The organism is Streptomyces sp. NPDC057616 (genome assembly GCF_042800575.1).
In the GTDB taxonomy this organism is placed as follows: Bacteria; Actinomycetota; Actinomycetes; order Streptomycetales; family Streptomycetaceae; genus Streptomyces.
In genome coordinates this window covers 153,599-169,701 of the sequence record NZ_JBHVGU010000019.1, presented here as the reverse complement: position 1 = coordinate 169,701, position 16,103 = coordinate 153,599, and the positions used below count along the sequence as shown (strand labels likewise).

Annotated in this window: 21 protein-coding genes and 1 pseudogene; 5 read left to right on the top strand and 17 right to left on the bottom strand. The window is 72.3% G+C overall.

Translation table 11 applies throughout. The annotated features are described in order from the left end of the window. The 3 genes and pseudogenes from ACFU97_RS24595 to ACFU97_RS24585 form a co-directional block, all read right to left on the bottom strand. Window positions 1-762: pseudogene (locus tag ACFU97_RS24595) on the bottom strand (aminotransferase class I/II-fold pyridoxal phosphate-dependent enzyme); the annotation flags it as partial. A 96-nt stretch (window positions 763-858) separates the two neighbouring features. Continuing rightward, the gene (locus ACFU97_RS24590; RefSeq protein WP_384260163.1) at window positions 859-1,680 is read right to left on the bottom strand and encodes a hypothetical protein; all 822 of its coding nucleotides are present in this window, start codon (window positions 1,678-1,680) and stop codon (window positions 859-861) included. Between the two features lie 197 nt (window positions 1,681-1,877). Further along, the gene (locus ACFU97_RS24585; protein WP_384260160.1) at window positions 1,878-2,672 is read right to left on the bottom strand and encodes an RNA polymerase sigma factor SigF; all 795 of its coding nucleotides are present in this window, start codon (window positions 2,670-2,672) and stop codon (window positions 1,878-1,880) included. 449 nt (window positions 2,673-3,121) lie between these two features. On the opposite strand from ACFU97_RS24585, the gene ACFU97_RS24580 reads away from it, so the two are divergent. From ACFU97_RS24580 to ACFU97_RS24570, 3 genes are read left to right on the top strand one after another with little or no spacing between them, the layout of a single operon-like run. After that, window positions 3,122-3,511: a DUF2795 domain-containing protein gene (locus ACFU97_RS24580; protein WP_384260157.1), complete on the top strand. Its 390-nt coding sequence runs from the start codon at window positions 3,122-3,124 to the stop codon at window positions 3,509-3,511. Further along, window positions 3,508-3,954, top strand: a complete 447-nt coding sequence (locus ACFU97_RS24575) for a CBS domain-containing protein (protein ID WP_384260154.1) — start codon at window positions 3,508-3,510, stop codon at window positions 3,952-3,954. The genes ACFU97_RS24580 and ACFU97_RS24575 overlap by 4 nt, the downstream gene beginning before the upstream one ends. Before the next feature lie 19 nt (window positions 3,955-3,973). Continuing rightward, entirely contained in the window at window positions 3,974-4,516 is a 543-nt protein-coding gene (locus tag ACFU97_RS24570) for a type 1 glutamine amidotransferase domain-containing protein (protein ID WP_384260152.1), read from the top strand. A gap of 9 nt (window positions 4,517-4,525) precedes the next feature. Here ACFU97_RS24570 and ACFU97_RS24565 read toward each other — a convergent pair whose 3' ends face one another. The 3 genes from ACFU97_RS24565 to ACFU97_RS24555 all read right to left on the bottom strand — a co-directional run bounded on the left by ACFU97_RS24565 (window position 4,526) and on the right by ACFU97_RS24555 (window position 7,220). Then, the gene (locus ACFU97_RS24565) at window positions 4,526-4,804 is read right to left on the bottom strand and encodes a DUF6158 family protein (RefSeq protein WP_384260150.1); all 279 of its coding nucleotides are present in this window, start codon (window positions 4,802-4,804) and stop codon (window positions 4,526-4,528) included. 109 nt (window positions 4,805-4,913) lie between these two features. Then, entirely contained in the window at window positions 4,914-6,533 is a 1,620-nt protein-coding gene (locus ACFU97_RS24560) for an ABC-F family ATP-binding cassette domain-containing protein (protein ID WP_384260147.1), read from the bottom strand. A gap of 42 nt (window positions 6,534-6,575) precedes the next feature. Further along, the gene (locus ACFU97_RS24555; RefSeq protein WP_384260145.1) at window positions 6,576-7,220 is read right to left on the bottom strand and encodes a histidine phosphatase family protein; all 645 of its coding nucleotides are present in this window, start codon (window positions 7,218-7,220) and stop codon (window positions 6,576-6,578) included. 72 nt (window positions 7,221-7,292) lie between these two features. Between ACFU97_RS24555 and ACFU97_RS24550 the strand changes: the two genes are divergently transcribed. After that, on the top strand, window positions 7,293-8,801 hold the full coding sequence (locus ACFU97_RS24550; RefSeq protein ID WP_384260143.1) for a bifunctional phosphatase PAP2/diacylglycerol kinase family protein: 1,509 nt from the start codon (window positions 7,293-7,295) through the stop codon (window positions 8,799-8,801). 99 nt (window positions 8,802-8,900) lie between these two features. Further along, window positions 8,901-9,722, top strand: a complete 822-nt coding sequence (locus tag ACFU97_RS24545; RefSeq protein WP_384260140.1) for a class I SAM-dependent methyltransferase — start codon at window positions 8,901-8,903, stop codon at window positions 9,720-9,722. 10 nt (window positions 9,723-9,732) lie between these two features. Here ACFU97_RS24545 and ACFU97_RS24540 read toward each other — a convergent pair whose 3' ends face one another. The 11 genes from ACFU97_RS24540 to ligD are packed head-to-tail and all read right to left on the bottom strand — an operon-like array spanning window position 9,733 to window position 16,098. Continuing rightward, on the bottom strand, window positions 9,733-10,017 hold the full coding sequence (locus tag ACFU97_RS24540) for a gas vesicle protein K (RefSeq protein WP_384260138.1): 285 nt from the start codon (window positions 10,015-10,017) through the stop codon (window positions 9,733-9,735). Window position 10,018: 1 nt separating this feature from the next. Further along, window positions 10,019-10,201, bottom strand: coding sequence for a gas vesicle protein (locus ACFU97_RS24535; RefSeq protein WP_384260136.1), 183 nt, complete (start codon window positions 10,199-10,201; stop codon window positions 10,019-10,021). Then, window positions 10,198-10,995 carry a GvpL/GvpF family gas vesicle protein gene (locus ACFU97_RS24530; RefSeq protein WP_384260134.1) on the bottom strand — a complete coding sequence of 266 codons (798 nt, stop codon included), beginning with the start codon at window positions 10,993-10,995 and terminating at the stop codon, window positions 10,198-10,200. Before ACFU97_RS24530 ends, ACFU97_RS24535 begins: the two co-directional genes overlap by 4 nt. Continuing rightward, entirely contained in the window at window positions 10,992-11,375 is a 384-nt protein-coding gene (locus ACFU97_RS24525; protein WP_384260132.1) for a gas vesicle protein, read from the bottom strand. Before ACFU97_RS24525 ends, ACFU97_RS24530 begins: the two co-directional genes overlap by 4 nt. Then, window positions 11,372-12,499 (bottom strand): SRPBCC family protein, encoded by a 1,128-nt coding sequence (locus ACFU97_RS24520; RefSeq protein ID WP_384260129.1) that lies wholly within the window; start codon window positions 12,497-12,499, stop codon window positions 11,372-11,374. The genes ACFU97_RS24525 and ACFU97_RS24520 overlap by 4 nt, the downstream gene beginning before the upstream one ends. Continuing rightward, window positions 12,496-13,239, bottom strand: coding sequence for a DNA primase (locus ACFU97_RS24515; RefSeq protein ID WP_384260127.1), 744 nt, complete (start codon window positions 13,237-13,239; stop codon window positions 12,496-12,498). Before ACFU97_RS24515 ends, ACFU97_RS24520 begins: the two co-directional genes overlap by 4 nt. Continuing rightward, complete coding sequence (locus ACFU97_RS24510) at window positions 13,236-13,499, bottom strand: gas vesicle protein GvpG (protein WP_384260125.1); 264 nt, start codon at window positions 13,497-13,499, stop codon at window positions 13,236-13,238. The genes ACFU97_RS24515 and ACFU97_RS24510 overlap by 4 nt, the downstream gene beginning before the upstream one ends. A gap of 6 nt (window positions 13,500-13,505) precedes the next feature. Next, complete coding sequence (locus tag ACFU97_RS24505) at window positions 13,506-14,276, bottom strand: GvpL/GvpF family gas vesicle protein (RefSeq protein WP_384260123.1); 771 nt, start codon at window positions 14,274-14,276, stop codon at window positions 13,506-13,508. After that, window positions 14,273-14,710 carry a gas vesicle structural protein GvpA gene (locus ACFU97_RS24500; RefSeq protein ID WP_384260121.1) on the bottom strand — a complete coding sequence of 146 codons (438 nt, stop codon included), beginning with the start codon at window positions 14,708-14,710 and terminating at the stop codon, window positions 14,273-14,275. The genes ACFU97_RS24505 and ACFU97_RS24500 overlap by 4 nt, the downstream gene beginning before the upstream one ends. A 55-nt stretch (window positions 14,711-14,765) precedes the next feature. Continuing rightward, window positions 14,766-15,122: a gas vesicle protein gene (locus tag ACFU97_RS24495; RefSeq protein ID WP_384260119.1), complete on the bottom strand. Its 357-nt coding sequence runs from the start codon at window positions 15,120-15,122 to the stop codon at window positions 14,766-14,768. Window positions 15,123-15,168: 46 nt separating this feature from the next. Continuing rightward, window positions 15,169-16,098 (bottom strand): non-homologous end-joining DNA ligase, encoded by a 930-nt coding sequence (gene ligD / locus ACFU97_RS24490; RefSeq protein WP_384260228.1) that lies wholly within the window; start codon window positions 16,096-16,098, stop codon window positions 15,169-15,171. Window positions 16,099-16,103 lie beyond the last annotated feature (5 nt).

Below are 16,103 nucleotides of genomic sequence, written 5' to 3'. Positions count from 1 at the left end.
TTGGGCACAGAGTGTGGCAAGAATGTAAAACACGCGGGCGGGGGGGTCGCGGAAGACCGCTTCCGCCGGAAACCGGGCGACCGCGGCCGCCCAGCCCGGCGGCAGCAGCGCCCCCGCCAGGTCGGAGACGACGGTGACCCGGTCGTGCAGCATCTCGGCGGGACTGACCAGCACGGTGTCGTGCGGGGCGTGCACGGTGTCGCGCCAGGTCTCGTCGCTGACCAGGTGCAGGCCCTCGCCGGCGGCGGCCTCGACACACTCGTGCAGCGCGTCCGGCGGGGCGACGGTGGCGGTGGGGTCGTCGGCGACCGACAGCACGAGCAGCCGCGGATCACCGCCCTCGGCCCGCACCCGGCGCACGGTCTCCAGGAGCGCGTACGGGTCCGGGACACCGCCGCTCTCGGCCGGCGTCGCGACATGGAAGGCCGGTCTTCCCAACAGACGTGCGTACGGCGCCCACCAGGCCGCGCAGGGCCGGGGCACCAGGACGTCGCCGCCGATGGCGGCGGTCAGCGCGACCAGCAGGGCGGGCGCGCCGGGGGCCGCGGCCACCAGAGCGGGCTCGGCGGCCAGGCCGCGCCGCTCCCAGTAGCCGCAGGCGGCCCCGATCAGTTCGGGTCCGCCGCCGATGGGCTCGCCGTCGGTGCGGGTCGCGGCCGCGGTCAGCGCGGCCGCGAGTCCGGGCGGCACGGGCAGCCCGTCCTCGGGCAGCTGGGGCCCGTAGCGGACGGGGCCGTGGCCTTCCGGGTCCGTCCGCCGCATGCGTACCTCCGCGCAGTCGTGGGCCTCGGGCCCCGGGTACCCAGGGTGCCGCCGGGCCATGGGCGTGCGCCGGCGTTGCGCCCGTCACACGCGGGGTCAGCCGCGCAGGACGGAGCCCCGGTGGCACAGCCGGTACACGGCCGCGCCCAGCGCTCCCGCAATCAGGATGCCGCCGCCCACCAGAGCCGGCACGGAGTCGGTGAAAGTACCGCCCTCGCCGGCCTCCACGCCGTGCTGGACGGGTGCGTCGGCGCAGGGCCCGGCACTGGGCTCCTTGCAGGGCCGGTCCGCGCCGTCACCACCGGGGACGACAGGGCCACCGCCGCCTCCGGGCACGACGCCGGCGCCGCCTCCGCCGCCGGGGACGAGGCTGTCTTCATCACCGGGGACCAGGCTGCCGTCGTCGCCCAGCACCGTGCTGCCGTCGTCGCCCGGTACCGTGCTGCCGTCGCCGCCGGGCACCGCCCCGCCGCCGCTCGCCCCGCCGCCGTGGCTCGCGTGGAACGTGGCGCGCCAGGGCTTGCCCTTTGCGCCGGGCGCCGCCGGGCAGCTGCCGTCGACGGTCTGGGCGTCGTCCTGGGCCGCCGCGCCGTCGGGGCCGTCGTCCGCCGCGAAGTCGTCGGCGGAGGAGATGCGGGCGGTGCCGCGGTAGGCGGGGCCCGCTGCCGTGCTGTCGCCGCCGGGGACCCGCTGCAGCTGGACGGTGCCCTCGTCGAAGGCGTCGGAGGTGGCGTCGATCGTGGCGGGTGCCTGGCCGTCGGTGGCTTCGCAGGAGACCGAGACGGTCACGCTGCCGCCCGGGGAGACGGTGCTCGGACTGACCTCCGCCCCCGGGTCCGCGAGGGCGGCCGAGGCGGCGAAACCGAGCGTGGCACTGGCCAGGGCCGCCACGGAGAGGACACGGGCGGTGGAACGCATGGGTGGAGCTCCTTCGACCGACGGGTTCTCAGGAGCACGGTGGTCGTGCCCCATAGCCCATCACAGCCCGCCCCGCCGCGAGGCGCGCGCGGCCGGGCCCCATTCGCGCGACAAGGACGCCCGGGCGGGTGAACGAACCCGCCCGGGCGTCCGGGGTGTGCCGTGTGCCGGCGGCGAGGCGCCGGGCCGGAGGCGTGCTAGGCCGCCTCGCGCATGATCTGGTCCCGCATACGGTCGCAGCAGCGGCTGATCAGCCGTGAGACGTGCATCTGCGAGATGCCGAGCTGCTCGGCGATCCGGCTCTGCGTCATGTCGCCGAAGAAGCGCATGTACAGGATGGCCCGCTCCCGTTCGGACAGCGCGGCCAGGCGCGGCTTGACCGACTCGCGGTCCACCACGGTGTCCAGCGCGGGATCGTGCGAGCCGAGGGCGTCGCACAGGGAGTAGCCGTCCTCGCTGCCGGGCAGTTCGGCGTCGAGCGAGAGCGCGGAGAAGCTGTCCAGCGCCTCCTGGCCGACCCGGACGTCCTCCTCCGTCATGTCGGCGTACTCGGCGATCTCCGCGACGGTGGGCCTGCGGCCCGAGACGGTCTGGGAGAGGTCCTGGGTCGCGAACCGGACGCGGTTGCGCAGGTCCTGGACCCGGCGCGGCACGTGCACCGTCCACATGTGGTCGCGGAAGTGCCGCTTGATCTCACCGGTGATGGTGGGCACGGCGTAGCTCTCGAACGCCTTGCCGCGCTCGGGGTCGTACCGGTCGACGGCCTTGACCAGGCCGAGGGAGGCGACCTGCCGCAGGTCCTCGTAGCTCTCGCCGCGGCTGCGGAAGCGGCCCGCGAGCCGTTCCGCCATCGGCAGCCAGGCCTTCACGACCTGTTCGCGCAGGGCGTCGCGCTGCGGGCCCGGAGGGAGCCCCGCGAGCCGGCGGAATGCCTCGGCGGTGTCGGGGGCGTCGTCGTGCGGGTGGTGCTTCGCGCTCACTGTGGTGGGCATAATGCGTCGCAACTCCCTTGGTGGTGCTTTGGCTTGGACACCGTGGGAGGGCGGGCGCGCAGATACGGACAGGCGCGACCGGGGCGGCGCGGTGCCGCACCCACGGACGTGCCTCCTGTCCGAAGCACTCACCTCCGCCTGCCCAGCGGCCGCGGAGGCAAACACCCGCGCATGTTTTCCGCGGGCGGGTCCGGTGACTCGACCTGTCATGTCAGGTCCGAGGCCTGGGAGATTCCCCGCAGGGGCATCAAGGTCTCCGACCACATCCTTCAGCGGCGAATGGCGTGTGGAGCACACGGCGTTCGCCCGCTCGCCAGGGCCGGCCGGGGTGCGGGTGGAGAAGCCCGAGGACTGGAGGCCGGCCGGGAGAACCGATCGGGTCCGCAGAACTTCGTGTCGGCGTCCGGTGTCCGGGTACGCGGTGCGGACCCGAAGATCTGGAGTGAGTCATGCAGCGAGGCAACGACCGGCTGAGCGTGCACCGCGACGAGGAGATGAAGCACGAACTGCAGGGACTGCTGCGTTCCGGGCACCCCACGCGGACCGACGAGTGGCACGACCCGGAGCCGACCGCCGACGACGATCTGGAGGTGGCGGGAGGACCGGTGGCGCCGGGCAGCACCGGCGCCTCGTTCGAGACGGTCCGGCTGGAGCTGGCCAGGCTGCTGGGGCGCAGCTCGTTCCCCGCGAGCGCCCGCGACCTGACGGGTGTGCTGCGCCGCAAGAACGCGCCCGACGTGCTCGTGCAGGCACTCGAGGGGCTGCCCGGCAAGGACCGCTACGCGAACGTGCAGGAACTGACCAAGGCCCTGACCCGTCCCGGGAGGAGCGGGCGGTGACGGCCGACTTCGTCAGGGAGGTCATGACCCCGGGCGTGGTCGCCGTCCGCCCGGACGCCTCACTCGTCGAGGCGGCGCGGCTGATGCGCACGCACGGCATCGGCGACGTGGTGGTGGCCGACGGGCAGCATGCGGTCGGTGTCCTCACCGACCGTGACATCACGGTACGGGCGGTCGCGGAGGGCTACGACCCGCAGACCGTGAGCGCGCGGTCGATCTGCAGCCAGGAACCGGTGCTGGTGGCACCGGACGACCCGGTCGCGGCGGCCGCGGCACTCATGCGCGCCCACGCGGTCCGCCGGCTCCCGGTCGTCGAGGACGGCCTCCCCGTCGGCATGGTGACCCTCGCCGACCTGACCCGGACCGAGTCCGCGGACTCCGCCCTGGCCGACATCGGCCGCGCGGAGCCCGACGCGTCCGCGGCGAGGGCAAGTGGCGTGTGAGAAAAGGATGGTGAAGACGTTGCGTATCGCATTTCTGACCGCACCCGAGGGTGTCGAGCAGGTCGAGCTCACCGAGCCGTGGCAGGCCGTGAAGGATGCCGGGCACGAGCCCGTGCTCGTGTCGACGGAATCCGGTGAGATCCAGGCCTTCAACCACCTCGACAAGGCGGACACCTTCCCCGTGGACGAGGTCGTGGGCGAGGCCTCGGCCGGGTCCTTCGGCGGACTGGTCCTGCCGGGTGGCGTGGCCAACCCGGACTTCCTGCGGATGGACGGCAAGGCCGTGTCGTTCGTGAAGGACTTCTTCGAGCGGGGCCGCCCGGTGGCCGCGATCTGCCACGCCCCGTGGACGCTGGTGGAGGCGGACGTGGTGCGCGGCCGGGTGCTCACGTCCTGGCCGAGCCTGCGGACGGACATCCGCAACGCGGGCGGCACCTGGGTCGACGAGCAGGTGAAGATCTGCGACCACGGCACCGCCAAGCTGATCACCAGCCGCAAGCCGGACGACCTCAAGGCGTTCTGCGGCGCGTTCCTGCAGGTGTTCGCGGAGACGGGCGGCTGACCGGACGTCTCAGCTGCGGGGAGTCGCCGACTCCCCGCAGCGGCGTTCCCGGGCCCCTTCCCGGGTCCGGCCCGCGGCCACCATGCGCCGCGGGTTGCGGCGCAGGAACTCACCCTCCAGCTGGGCCATGCGGTCGTTGTGCGCCCGCAGCGCGTCGGTCGAGCCGTACAGCAGCGTGTCGTGGCGTGTGCGGTGGATCGTCTCCAGCTCCTTCATGAGCTGCTGGTCGTCCAGCCGGCTGGGGTCGACTCCGGTCATGGTGGTACCCCGCTCGTCGTGTCCGTCCATGTGGAAGCCATGGATTACACCTTCAGCATCCACTCTACGAACATCCCGGCCCCCGGGCCTCCGCGTGTGCGCCCCGGCCTCCGCGACCCGCGCCACGCCGGCCGGCGGCCTACCGCGCCCGCTCCACCCGCCGCTCGTCCCACACGGCCTCCGCGCTCTCGCGGACGCGGCCGTCGCTGCCGAAGACCAGATAGCGGTCGAAGGAGCGCGCGAACCACCGGTCGTGCGTGACCGCGAGCACCGTGCCGTCGAAGGCCTCCAGCCCCTCCTGGAGCGCCTCCGCGGACTCCAGGTCGAGGTTGTCCGTCGGCTCGTCCAGCAGCAGCGACGTGACGCCCTGGAGCTCGAGCAGCAGGATCTGGAAGCGGGCCTGCTGGCCGCCGGAGAGGCGGTCGAAGGTCTGCTCCGCCTGCCCGGTCAGCTCGTAGCGCCGCAGCCGCGACATCGCCGCGCCCCGGTCCTGCGCGTGCTCCTGCCAGAGGATGTCCACGAGCTTGCGGCCCTGCAGCTCGGGGTGGGCGTGGGTCTGCGCGAAGTGCCCCGGCACGACCCGCGCCCCGAGCTTCCACTCCCCCGTGTGCGCCACGTCGTCGCCGGCCAGCAGGCGCAGGAAGTGCGACTTGCCGGAGCCGTTGGAGCCGAGGACCGCGACCCGTTCGCCGTAGAAGATCTCCAGGTCGAAGGGCTTCATCAGGCCGGTGAGCTCAAGTCCCTTGCAGGTGACGGCCCTTACGCCGGTGCGGCCGCCCTTGATGCGCATGGTGATGTCCTGCTCGCGCGGCGGCTCCGGCGGCGGGCCCGCCTCCTCGAACTTGCGCAGCCGGGTCTGCGCCGCCTGGTAGCGGGAGGCCAGCTCATGGCTGATGCTGGCCGCCTGACGGAGGCTCAGCACCAGCTTCTTCAGCTGGGCGTGCTTCTCGTCCCAGCGCCTGCGCAGCTCCTCGAAGCGCGCGAAGCGTTCACGCCGCGCCTCGTGGTAGGTGGCGAAGCCGCCGCCGTGCACCCAGGCGTCGGCGCCCGCGGGCGAGGGCTCCACGGAGACGATCTTCTCGGCCGCGCGGGCGAGGAGTTCACGGTCGTGGGAGACGAAGAGGACCGTCTTGCGGGTCTCCTTCAGCCGCTCCTCCAGCCACCGTTTGCCGGGCACGTCGAGGTAGTTGTCCGGCTCGTCGAGGAGCAGCACCTCGTCGGTGCCGCGGAACAGGGCCTCGAGGACCAGCCGCTTCTGCTCACCGCCGGAGAGCGTGCGCACCTGCCGCCACTGCGCCTTCTCGTACGGCACCCCGAGCGCGGCCGTGGTGCACATGTCCCACAGCGTCTCCGCCTCGTAGCCGCGCACCTCGGCCCAGTCGGCGAGCGCCTGCGCGTAGCCGAGCTGGGCCGCCTCGTCGTCGACGGTCATGATGGCGTGCTCGGCCCGGTCCACGGCCCGCGCGGCCTCGCGGATCCGGGGCGGCGCGACCGACACCAGCAGGTCCCGTACGGTCGTCTCGTCCCGTACGGACCCCACGAACTGGCGCATCACGCCCAGGCCGCCGCTGACGGTGACGCTGCCGCCGTGCGGTTTCAGCTCGCCGGAGATCAGCCGCAGCAGCGTCGTCTTGCCCGCGCCGTTGGGGCCGACCAGGGCCATGGCGGCCCCTTCGCCGACCCGGAACGAGACATCGCCGAGCAGCGCCCTCCCGTCGGGCAGGTAGTACTCCAGGTGTGCCGCTTCCAGATGTCCCATGAGGTCGCATTCTGCGGGCCGCCGCGAACGGCGGGCAAACGGTTATAGGGGCCGGCCCGCGGGTCCGCCCTCGCCCGCGGGGGCGACCAGGGCGCCGGCCCAGGACAGGGCCTTCCAGCCGTCGGCGGGCGAGCCCTCCAGGATCACCACGCCGGTGTTGTCGAGGGGGCGGGCGGCGGCGAAGGGGACGTCGACGTTGTCGGCGCGGGCCGCCGTCCACATGCGGATCGCCGCGCCGTGGCTGACCATGGCGACGGTCCCGGCGCCGCTGCGGGCGGCCTCCGCGACCACCGCGTCGTAGCGCCCGAGCGCCTCCTCGCCGCTCTCCCCGCCGGGCATCCGCAGCGCGGTGTCCCCCTCCGCCCAGGCGAACACGGTCTTCATGTAGAGGCGGCCCTGCTCCGTGTCGCCGGGCAGCATCTCCAGGTCGCCCGCGGCGAGCTCGCGGATGCCGTCGCGCACCCGGACCTCCAGGCCGCGCGCGGCCGCCAGCGGGGCCGCGGTCAGCTGGGTCCGCACCAGCGTGGAGGCGTACAGGGCCTGGATGTCCTCGTCGCGGAGGGCCTCGGGAAGGGCGGCGGCCTGCTGCTCGCCGAGTGCGGTCAGGCCCGCGCCGGGCACGGCGGTGTCGAGCAGGAAGTCGACGTTCGAGGGGGTCTGGCCGTGGCGTATGAGCAACAGACGCATGCAGGGACCCTCCGGGGTGTCGTTCACCGCCCGCGGGACAAGAAACGGGCACTTCAGGGTAACCGGCACCACATGAGCCCAGACGTCGACCTCACCCTGCCGAAGCCCGGTCTCCACCCCCTGCGCAAGCGGCTGCTCGCGCTCGACAGCCGCGTCTTCGAGTTCGCGGCGGAGCGCCACTGGCCGGCCGCCCGGCCCGTGCTGCCCCGGCTGAGCCGGAGCGCCAACCACGGCGTGCTGTGGTTCGCCACCGCGGCCGCGGTGGCGGCCACCCGCACCCCGCGGGCCCGCCGCGCCGCCGCCCGCGGCCTCGCCTCCCTGAGCCTTGCCTCGCTGGCCATCAACACGCTGGGCAAGCGCTCGGTGCGCCGGCCCCGGCCGGTCCTTGATCCCGTACCGCTGGGGCGGCAGCTGAAGCGGCAGCCGATCACCACGTCGTTCCCGTCCGGTCACGCCGCGTCGGCGGCCGCGTTCGCGGCCGGCGTCGCGCTGGAGTCGCCGGCCTGGGGTGCGGTGGTCGCCCCGGTCGCCTGGTCCGTCGCGCTCTCCCGCGTCTACACCGGGGTGCACTTCCCGAGCGACGTACTGGCCGGCGCGGCCCTGGGCGTGGGCGCCGCCTTCGCCCTGCGGGGCCTGGTGCCCACCCGCGCCCAGCTGGTCACCCCGGCCCGGCCGCGCGCCGAGGTCCCGGCGCTGCCCGACGGCGCGGGGCTGGTCATGGTGGTGAACACCGCCTCGGGCACCTCCGAGCGGGTCCGTGCCCTGCGGGACGGCATGCCCGGCGCCGAGATCGTGGAGTGCGAGCCGGCCGAGGTGCGGGCCGAGCTGGAGCGGGCGGCGGCGCGCGCGACCGTGCTCGGCGTGTGCGGCGGCGACGGCACCGTGAACACGGCCGCCGACGTCGCCCTGCGGCACGGCCTGCCCCTCGCGGTGCTGCCCGGCGGCACGCTGAACCACTTCGCCTACGACCTCGGCGTCCAGGACGTCCGCGACATGAGCCGGGCCGTCCAGCGGGGCGAGGCCGTGCGCGTGGACGTCAGCCGCTTCCGCAGCGGCGCCGCGCAGGGCGTCTTCCTCAACACCTGCAGCCTGGGCGTCTATCCGGAGCTGGTGTCCGAGCGGGACCGCTGGTCGCGCCGGATCGGCGGCTGGCCGGCCGGGGTGCTGGCGGCGCTGCGGGTGCTGCGCGCCGACCGGCATCCGCTGGAGGCCGAGTTCCACGGCCGGGCCCGCCCGCTGTGGCTGCTGTTCGCCGGCAACGGCACCTACCACCGGATGGGCCTGGCGCCCGGCCGCCGGCTGGACCTCGCGGACGGGCAGCTCGACGTACGGCTGGTGCACGGCGGCCGTCGGCCCGCTCTGCGGCTGCTCGCCGCCGCGCTGGCGGGCCCGCTGACCCGCTCCCCCGCCCACGCGGCGGTCCAGGTGGGCCGGCTGCGGCTGACGGGCGTCGCGCCCGGCACCCTGCTCGCCCACGACGGCGAAGTCACCGAGGTGGAGGGCGAGGTGACGCTGGAGAAGCTCCCGGAGGCACTCGTCGTGTACCGGCCCGGAGCCGATGACCGGACCGGCGATTCCTGACGCTCCGTCAGTCCACATGGCAAAACGCAGGTCTCATCATTCGACATGCGGGCGTAGCGTGACGCTCACCGACACGATGTCGAACGAGGGAGTTCAGCCATGTCGAAGCCGCAGGAGACCGCCGTCTACACGCACGGGCACCACGAGTCGGTGCTGCGCTCCCACACCTGGCGGACCGCCGCCAACTCCGCGGCCTATCTGCTCGGCTCCCTCAAGCCGCACATGAGGATCCTGGACATCGGCTGCGGCCCGGGCACCATCACCGCCGACCTGGCTGCGCTGGTCCCGGACGGGCACGTCACCGGCGTCGACCACGCGCCGGGCATCCTGGACCAGGCGCGCGCGACGGCCGCCGAACGCGGCCTGACGAACACCGACTTCGCGGTCGCGGACGTGCACGCCCTGGACTTCCCCGACGACACGTTCTGCGTGGTGCACGCGCACCAGGTGCTCCAGCACGTCGGCGACCCGGTGCAGGCGCTGCGCGAGATGAGGCGGGTGACGAAGCCGACCGGGTTCATCGCGGTGCGCGACTCCGACTACGCGGCCATGACCTGGTACCCGGCGTCCCCGGGGATGGACGACTGGCTGGACCTGTACCGGCGGGTGGCCCGTGCCAACGGCGGCGAGCCGGACGCCGGCCGGCGGCTGAAGTCCTGGGCGCTGCAGGCCGGGCTGACGGACATCACGGCGACGTCCAGCACCTGGACCTTCGCCACGCCCGAGGAGCGGTCATGGTGGAGCGGGCTGTGGGCGGACCGGACGGTGGCGTCGGCGTACGCCGACCGGGCCATCGAGGGCGGTCACGCCACCCCGGAGCAGCTGCGGGCCGTGTCCGACGCCTGGCGGGAGTGGGGCGCCCGGGAGGACGGCTGGTTCAGCGTGCTGCACGGGGAGATCCTGTGCCGCAAGGACGCCTGAGGCGGCGGGATCACTGCCGGGGAAGCAGCGGGCCGAGCGGCCCGAGGTCCAGGTTCAGGTCCTCGGGCCGCAGACCGTACCGGTCGCGCAGTTCGGCCATCCGGTCCTCCAGGAGCATCAGCGTGAGACCGATGCGCTCCTCCTGGTCCTCCGTGAGGTCGCCCGTGTCGAAGCGGCGCAGCGCCTGGCGCTCCATGAGCTGCCGCAGCAGCTCGACGACGGTCAGCACGAGTTTGACCAGGTCGCGCTCGACGGTGTCGGGGTCCAGATCCATCCGGTTGCTGCGGGCGGTCACGTCAGCTCTCCCAGGGTGATGGCACTTGCTCGTTGACCGAGCTGATCAGCGCGTTCAGGTCGATGCGGACGAGGTCCACGTCCGCGATGCGCAGCGTGATGTCCCCCGTGACCACCACCCCGCCGGCCAGCAGCCGGTCGAGCAGGTCCACGAGGGCGATCTCACGGCGTTCGACTACGGTCACGGCCGCTCCTCCCCCACGTCATGGACGTTCTCGACGTCCTCGACGAAGGAATACGCCGCCCACGGTCCGGTGAGTTCGACGCGCATTCCCGGTACGTCGTCCTTCGTACGGTCCACCGCTTCGACGAACTCCTCGGAGCGATGACGCGGCACGAGATAGGCGGCGTTGAGCACGTTCTGCCCCGAGGCGCCGGACAGCGCGGAATTCTGCGGGGCGTGCAGCCGCGAGCCCTCGGCGTATCCCGAGAGCGCCGCGTGCAGCCTGCTCGCGAATTCCTCGGCCTGTTCCCAGACGCTCTCGTGGGCCCGCGCCTGCATCCGCCGCCGGCGCAGATAGTCACGGCCGGACGAGGGTTTCGCGGCCGGCCGCTCGGCCGGTTGGGACGGCTCCGGCGCCTCGTTCTCGGCGTACACCTTGACGCCCCATTCGACCCGCCCCTCCAGCCGGTCGAGGGTGCGCCGGAACATGTCCTCGCGCGCCTCCATCATGACCCGTACGCCGCTGTCGTCCCGGAAGACCGTGCCCAGCCGCAGGGGCAGCGGGGTGGTGACGGCGGTGAGCGCGTCGATCACTCCCTGGTGGGCGCGGGCGGTCTCGGTGAGCCAGTCCAGATCCTCGAGACGCTGCCGGAGCGGGGCTTCGGCGAAGTCCCGCTCCGGCACGTGGCTGACGACGGCGACGAGGCCGTGGTGGTTCAGCATTCTGGGCGGGTCGCCCGCCACTCCCGTCAGCTGGGCCTGCAGGGCCGCGTCGAAGGGGCGGCAGACTGCGTAGACGTAGCGCAGTCCGGTCATGAGCCCTCCTCCCCGGCGCGGGCGCGGCCGGAACCACGGCCGGAACTGCGGCCGGATTCCAGCTGCTCGGGCTCCAGCTCGGGCTCCAGCCGGGCCAGCCGCTCCCGCAACTCGGCGTTCTCACGGGCGAGTTCGTTGCGGCGGGCACCGGAGGACAGCGCCGGGTCGGTCTCCCACCAGTCGATGCCCATCTCCTTGGCCTTGTCGACGGAGGCGACGATCAGCCGCAGTTTGACCGTGAGGAGTTCGATGTCGAGCAGGTTGATCCGGATGTCACCGGCGATCACCACACCCTTGTCGAGAACGCGCTCGAGGATGTCGGCGAGGTTGGCGCCACCGCCGTGGCCATAGGGATCAGGCAGCCTGCTGGGCGTACTCATCGACGGCTCCCGCCTCCGGCGTACTCATACTCGTCCTCGTCCTCTTCCTCGTACTCGCCCTCCGGCTCCTCCTCGGGCTCCTCCTCTTCCTCGTCCAGGGGCTCCTCGTCCTCGTCGTACTCCTCCTCGGGCTCCTCGTCCTCTTCCTCCTCGCCGCGAGGCTCCTGGTCCTCGTCGTACTCGGTTTCCTCGTCGCCCTCGTCCGCCGACTCCGCGGACTCCTCCTGGGAGTTCTCCTCCTCCTCTTCGGCGACCGCGTCCTCGTGACTCTTGACGACCTCGCCGTCGCGGATCTCACCGCGCCAGCCGTCCTCCGCCTCTCCCTTGAGGGTGATGAAGCGGACGTAGTTCTTGAGGTCGAGCCGGGCCCGCCGGCCCTGGGCGCGCCAGATGTTGCCGGTCTTCTCGAACAGGCCCTTGGGGTAGTACTCGATGACCAGCAGGACGCGGGTGAGGTTGTCGTCGAGCCGGTGGAAGGAGACGACGCCCTTCGTCGTGCCCTTGGCGCCCTCCGACGTCCAGAGGATCCGGTCGTCGGGGATCTGCTCGGTGGTCTTCGCCTTCCAGCTCCGGTTGGACCAGAAGATCTTCATCTGCCAGTCGGACTGGGTGTCGTCGGCGCGGTTCGCGCTCTTGACGCCCTTGGCGAAGGTGCTGAAGTCCTGGTACTTGGTCCACTGGTCGTAGGCCGTGCGCAGATCGACGCCCACGTCGATGGACTCGATGATGACGGTGGGCTTCTTGCCCGCGCCGCCCTTGCGCTTGCCGCCCTTGCCTCCGAGGCTCTTGAAGGCGCCGATCACCTTGTCCTTGGCGCTCGACGCGCCGAGTTCCAGCGCCGAGCGCAGCGGGCCCTTGCCCTCGGCCAGCTTGCGGCCGCCGTCGAGTGCGAGCTTGGCGAAACCGGGGCTGTTGCCTTCGGCTATGTCGTTCAACTTGCCGGTGGTCGCGCCGAGTTTGCGCCCAACACCGGTGAGCAGCCTGGTCGCCTGTGCGGCGAGGTACTCCTGCACCTCGGCCTTGAGCCGGTCGGCGGCCTCACTGCCCGCCAGACCGCTCAGCGGTCCTGCCGCGTCCTTGGCGCCGCCCGCTGCCTTGGATGCCGATCCCACTGCTTCGGTCATCGCTCACCGCCTCCCTTCGGCAGACGGGCCCGAGCCGAGCGGGCGCCGCCCCTGGCGGCGGCCGTCTTGCGTGGCGTCGTCTTCTTGGCGGCGGACTTCTTCCCCGTCGCCTGCTTGCCCGCGGTCTTCTTGGCCGGAGCCTTCTTCGCGGGCGCCTTCTTCGCGGGAGCCCGCTTGGCGGCCTTCTTGGCCGGAGCCTTCTTCGCCGTCTTCTTGGCGGTCCGCTTCGCCGGCGGCTCGTCCTCGGCCTCCGGCTCCTCGTCCTCCGGCTCCTCGTCCTCCGGCGCCTCGTCCTCCGGCGCCTCGTCCTCAGGCGCCTCGTCCTCGGGTTCCTCCTCGTCGTACTCCTCCCGGGGCTCCTCCTCGCCCTCCTCCGGCTCCTCGTCCTCGTCCTCGGAGAGGAGGCCGGTCGCCTGTCCCGCGACGCCCGAGAGCTCGTCACGGACTTCGGCGGTACGCCCGTGGAGGCGGTCGGCGAGCGCGCTCATCTGCCGCTCCACCATCGCGCCGGAGGCCGCCTTGCCCACGCCGCGCAGATCCTCGCGCAGCTGGTCCCCGATCTCCTTGAACTGCGGGTTGTTCTGCAGCTGCTGGGAAGCCAGGTCCGCGAGCATCCGCGGGCTGAGGTGCATCCGCTTGCCGGCCACGAGCGTGCCCAGCGCGAACGCCAGCTTCATCTTTTTCGTACGTCCGAGGACGTATCCGGCCCCTACCGCGAGGCCGAGTCCCACTCGGTTCATCGTGCCGTCCCGTCCCCTGTGGCCCCGCCTGAGCGCAGGCCGATCTCCAGCCGGTCCAGGAGTTCGTCCTCACGTCGGTCGAACTCCTCCTCGTCGATCTCGCCGGCCTCCAACTGCTCCTCGAGACGGGCGAGTTCGGCCCTCACCGTGGCGGGGTCGTAGTAGATCCGTTCCGCCTCACGCAGTACCTGTCCGATCACCCAGCCGCTGCCGCGTACCGGCGCGAAGGGCAACAGGACCACTTCCTTGATCAATCCCACAGGTGCTCACTCCTGAGCGGCGCCCAAACCGGCCACGCCCTCCGCCTGCTCCGCCGAGTCGGGCTCCACGAAGCTGTAGGGGGGAAGCGGTCCGTTGACACGCAGTTCGATGTGCGGATGACGCTTGCGCAGTTCCTCCACCGCTCCCAGGAACCGCTCGGCCGTCGCGCGGTCCACGAGGAAGGAGAGGTTGGCCAGCCATCCACTGGATTCGGGGCCGACACTCACATCGGCGGCGAGCGGTTCCAGCGTGTCCCGGAGCTCGGCCGCGTCCTCGACCTCGCGCGCCTTCACGGCGGCCACGACCATCTCGCCGAGCCGCAGCCGGTCGTCGTAACTCCCGCCGCCCGACCTACGGTTGGCCTCGGTCATGGAGCGGACCTCGGGGTTCTCCGCCATCACGCGGTGCAGGACGGCCTCTTCCTGGTGCGTGGCCTTGACGTTGTACTCGACCTTGCCGTCCAGCGCCCTGAGCCGCTCCTTGTAGTGGTCGGCGCGGTCGGCGAGCACGCCCGTGACCGACTCGTCGTCCTGCGCGACGCTGCCGAACCGCATGGGCAGTACGACGGCTGCCGCACCCGTCTCGGCGAGCACGTTCTGGTGGGCGAGCAGGTCCTTGCGCTTGGGCCGCAGCCCCTCGGGGGCGTCGCTCACGACGGCCGCGAGATCGCCCTCCTTCAGGATGCGCACCGGCCGCGGCGGGTCGCCGACACCTCCCATGGCCTCGGGAAGCGCGGGGTGAGAACTCTCGGTGATGCCGTAGACGTACGTACTCATTCCTGCTCCTCCCTCCTGCTGCGCGAGGACGTGCTCTTACGGGCGCGCGGCCGGGACCCGGTCTCCTTCTCGCGCCCCTCGCCGCGGGCCTCCTTGAACGCGTCGGAGATGGTCTCCGCGGCTCCGGAGAGCGCACCCTTGGACTTGCCGCGGGCACCGGATTCCGTGACCTCGCCGACGATTTCGGGCAGGCCCGGGCTCTTGTTGTTGCCGGACTCGAGGTCGAGGCGGTTGCACGCTTCCGCGAAGCGCAGATAGGTGTCGACGCTGGCCACGACGACACGCACATCTATCTTGAGGATCTCGATGCCGACCAGGGAGACGCGCACGAAGGCGTCGATGACGAGACCCCTGTCGAGGACGAGTTCCAGAACGTCGTAGAGGCCGCTGGAGCCGCCTCCACCGCCGGTCTGCTGTGCCGGGACAACGGTCATACCGACCGCTCCTCCTTCTCTGTGGGCTTCTCTTTGTGAATGACGGTCCGGCGGCCTAGTGGCCGCCGGACCTGCGCGCGTCGGAACGCCCGCGTTCGTAACGGCGGACGCGCCGGTAACCGGTCAGCTGCCCTTCGGAGTCGAGATCGACCTGATAGCTCGCCATCAGGCTCATCGTGTCCGGCACGCGTGCCAGCTCGAGTACCTCGACCTCCAGCGACCAGCCGTCCTCCGTCTTCTCGAAGGACGACACGGTCTCGGCGGCCATGCCGGTCAGCTCCGTCAGCTGCGTGCGCGCATCGCGCAGGACCTCCATGGGGCTCGACCGCTTCTCCGCCACGCCGTTTCCTTTGTCCGAATTCCGCGACTTAGGTGAATTCTCTGGATCTTGTGAGTTTTTCGTGTGGGACATGGCCACCTCTTGAGAGCGGGTGGCCGTTATGTCGGCGGCCAAACATTCAGGCGGCGTGCAGTGCGTCCAGCCTGCGGCGGGCCGGCCCGAGCGCACGGCCGCGGCTCATGACGCCGTCCCAGGGGCCGGAACGGGCCTGTTCGACGGCGTCGGCGACGGTCCAGCGGCGGGCGTGCAGGGCCGGGTCGTCCAGCTGGGACCAGGCGATCGGGGTGGCCACGGGAGCGCCGGGGCGGGCGCGGACGGTGAGCGGCGCGACCACGGTCTGGGCGTAGGCGTTGCGGGCGATGTCCAGGTACAGCCGGTCGCCGCGCTCCTTCTTGCGGGCGGCGGTGGTGAGCCGGTCGGGATGCGCCGCGGCCAGGGTGTCGGCGACGTCCCGGGCGAAGGCGCGGACCTCGTCGAAGTTGTGGTGCCCGGTCAGCGGGACGACGACGTGCAGTCCGCGCGAACCGGTGGTCATCAGCCCCGAGGGCAGCTTGAGCTCGCCGAGCAGGTCCCCGAGCAGGGAGGCGGCCTCACGCACCGCCTCGAAGTCGTCCCCGGCCGGGTCGAGGTCGAAGACCATGCGGTCGGGCCGGTCGAGGCTGCCGGTCCGCGACAGCCAGCGGTGCAGGGTGACGGCGGCCTGGTCGGCGAGGTGGACGAGGGTGGCGGTGTCGTCGCACACGGTGTGCAGGACGGTGCCGTCCTCCTTCGCGACCTCGACCCGGGTGATCCACTCCGGGTAGCTCTCCGGGGTGTTCTTCTGCATGAAGCGCGGGCCGTCGAGCCCGTCCGGATGCCGCTCCAGCATCAGCGGGCGGCCGCGCAGGTGCGGCAGCATCAGGGACGCGGCGGACCGGTAGTAGTCCACGAGGTCGCCCTTGGTGTACTCCTTCGCGTCGCCGTCCGCCGGGAAGAGCACCTTGGCGGGCCGGTGGACGCGCACCGTGCGGCGCCCGGCCCGCACGGTGCGTACGTCGCCGTCGCTCACCGCAC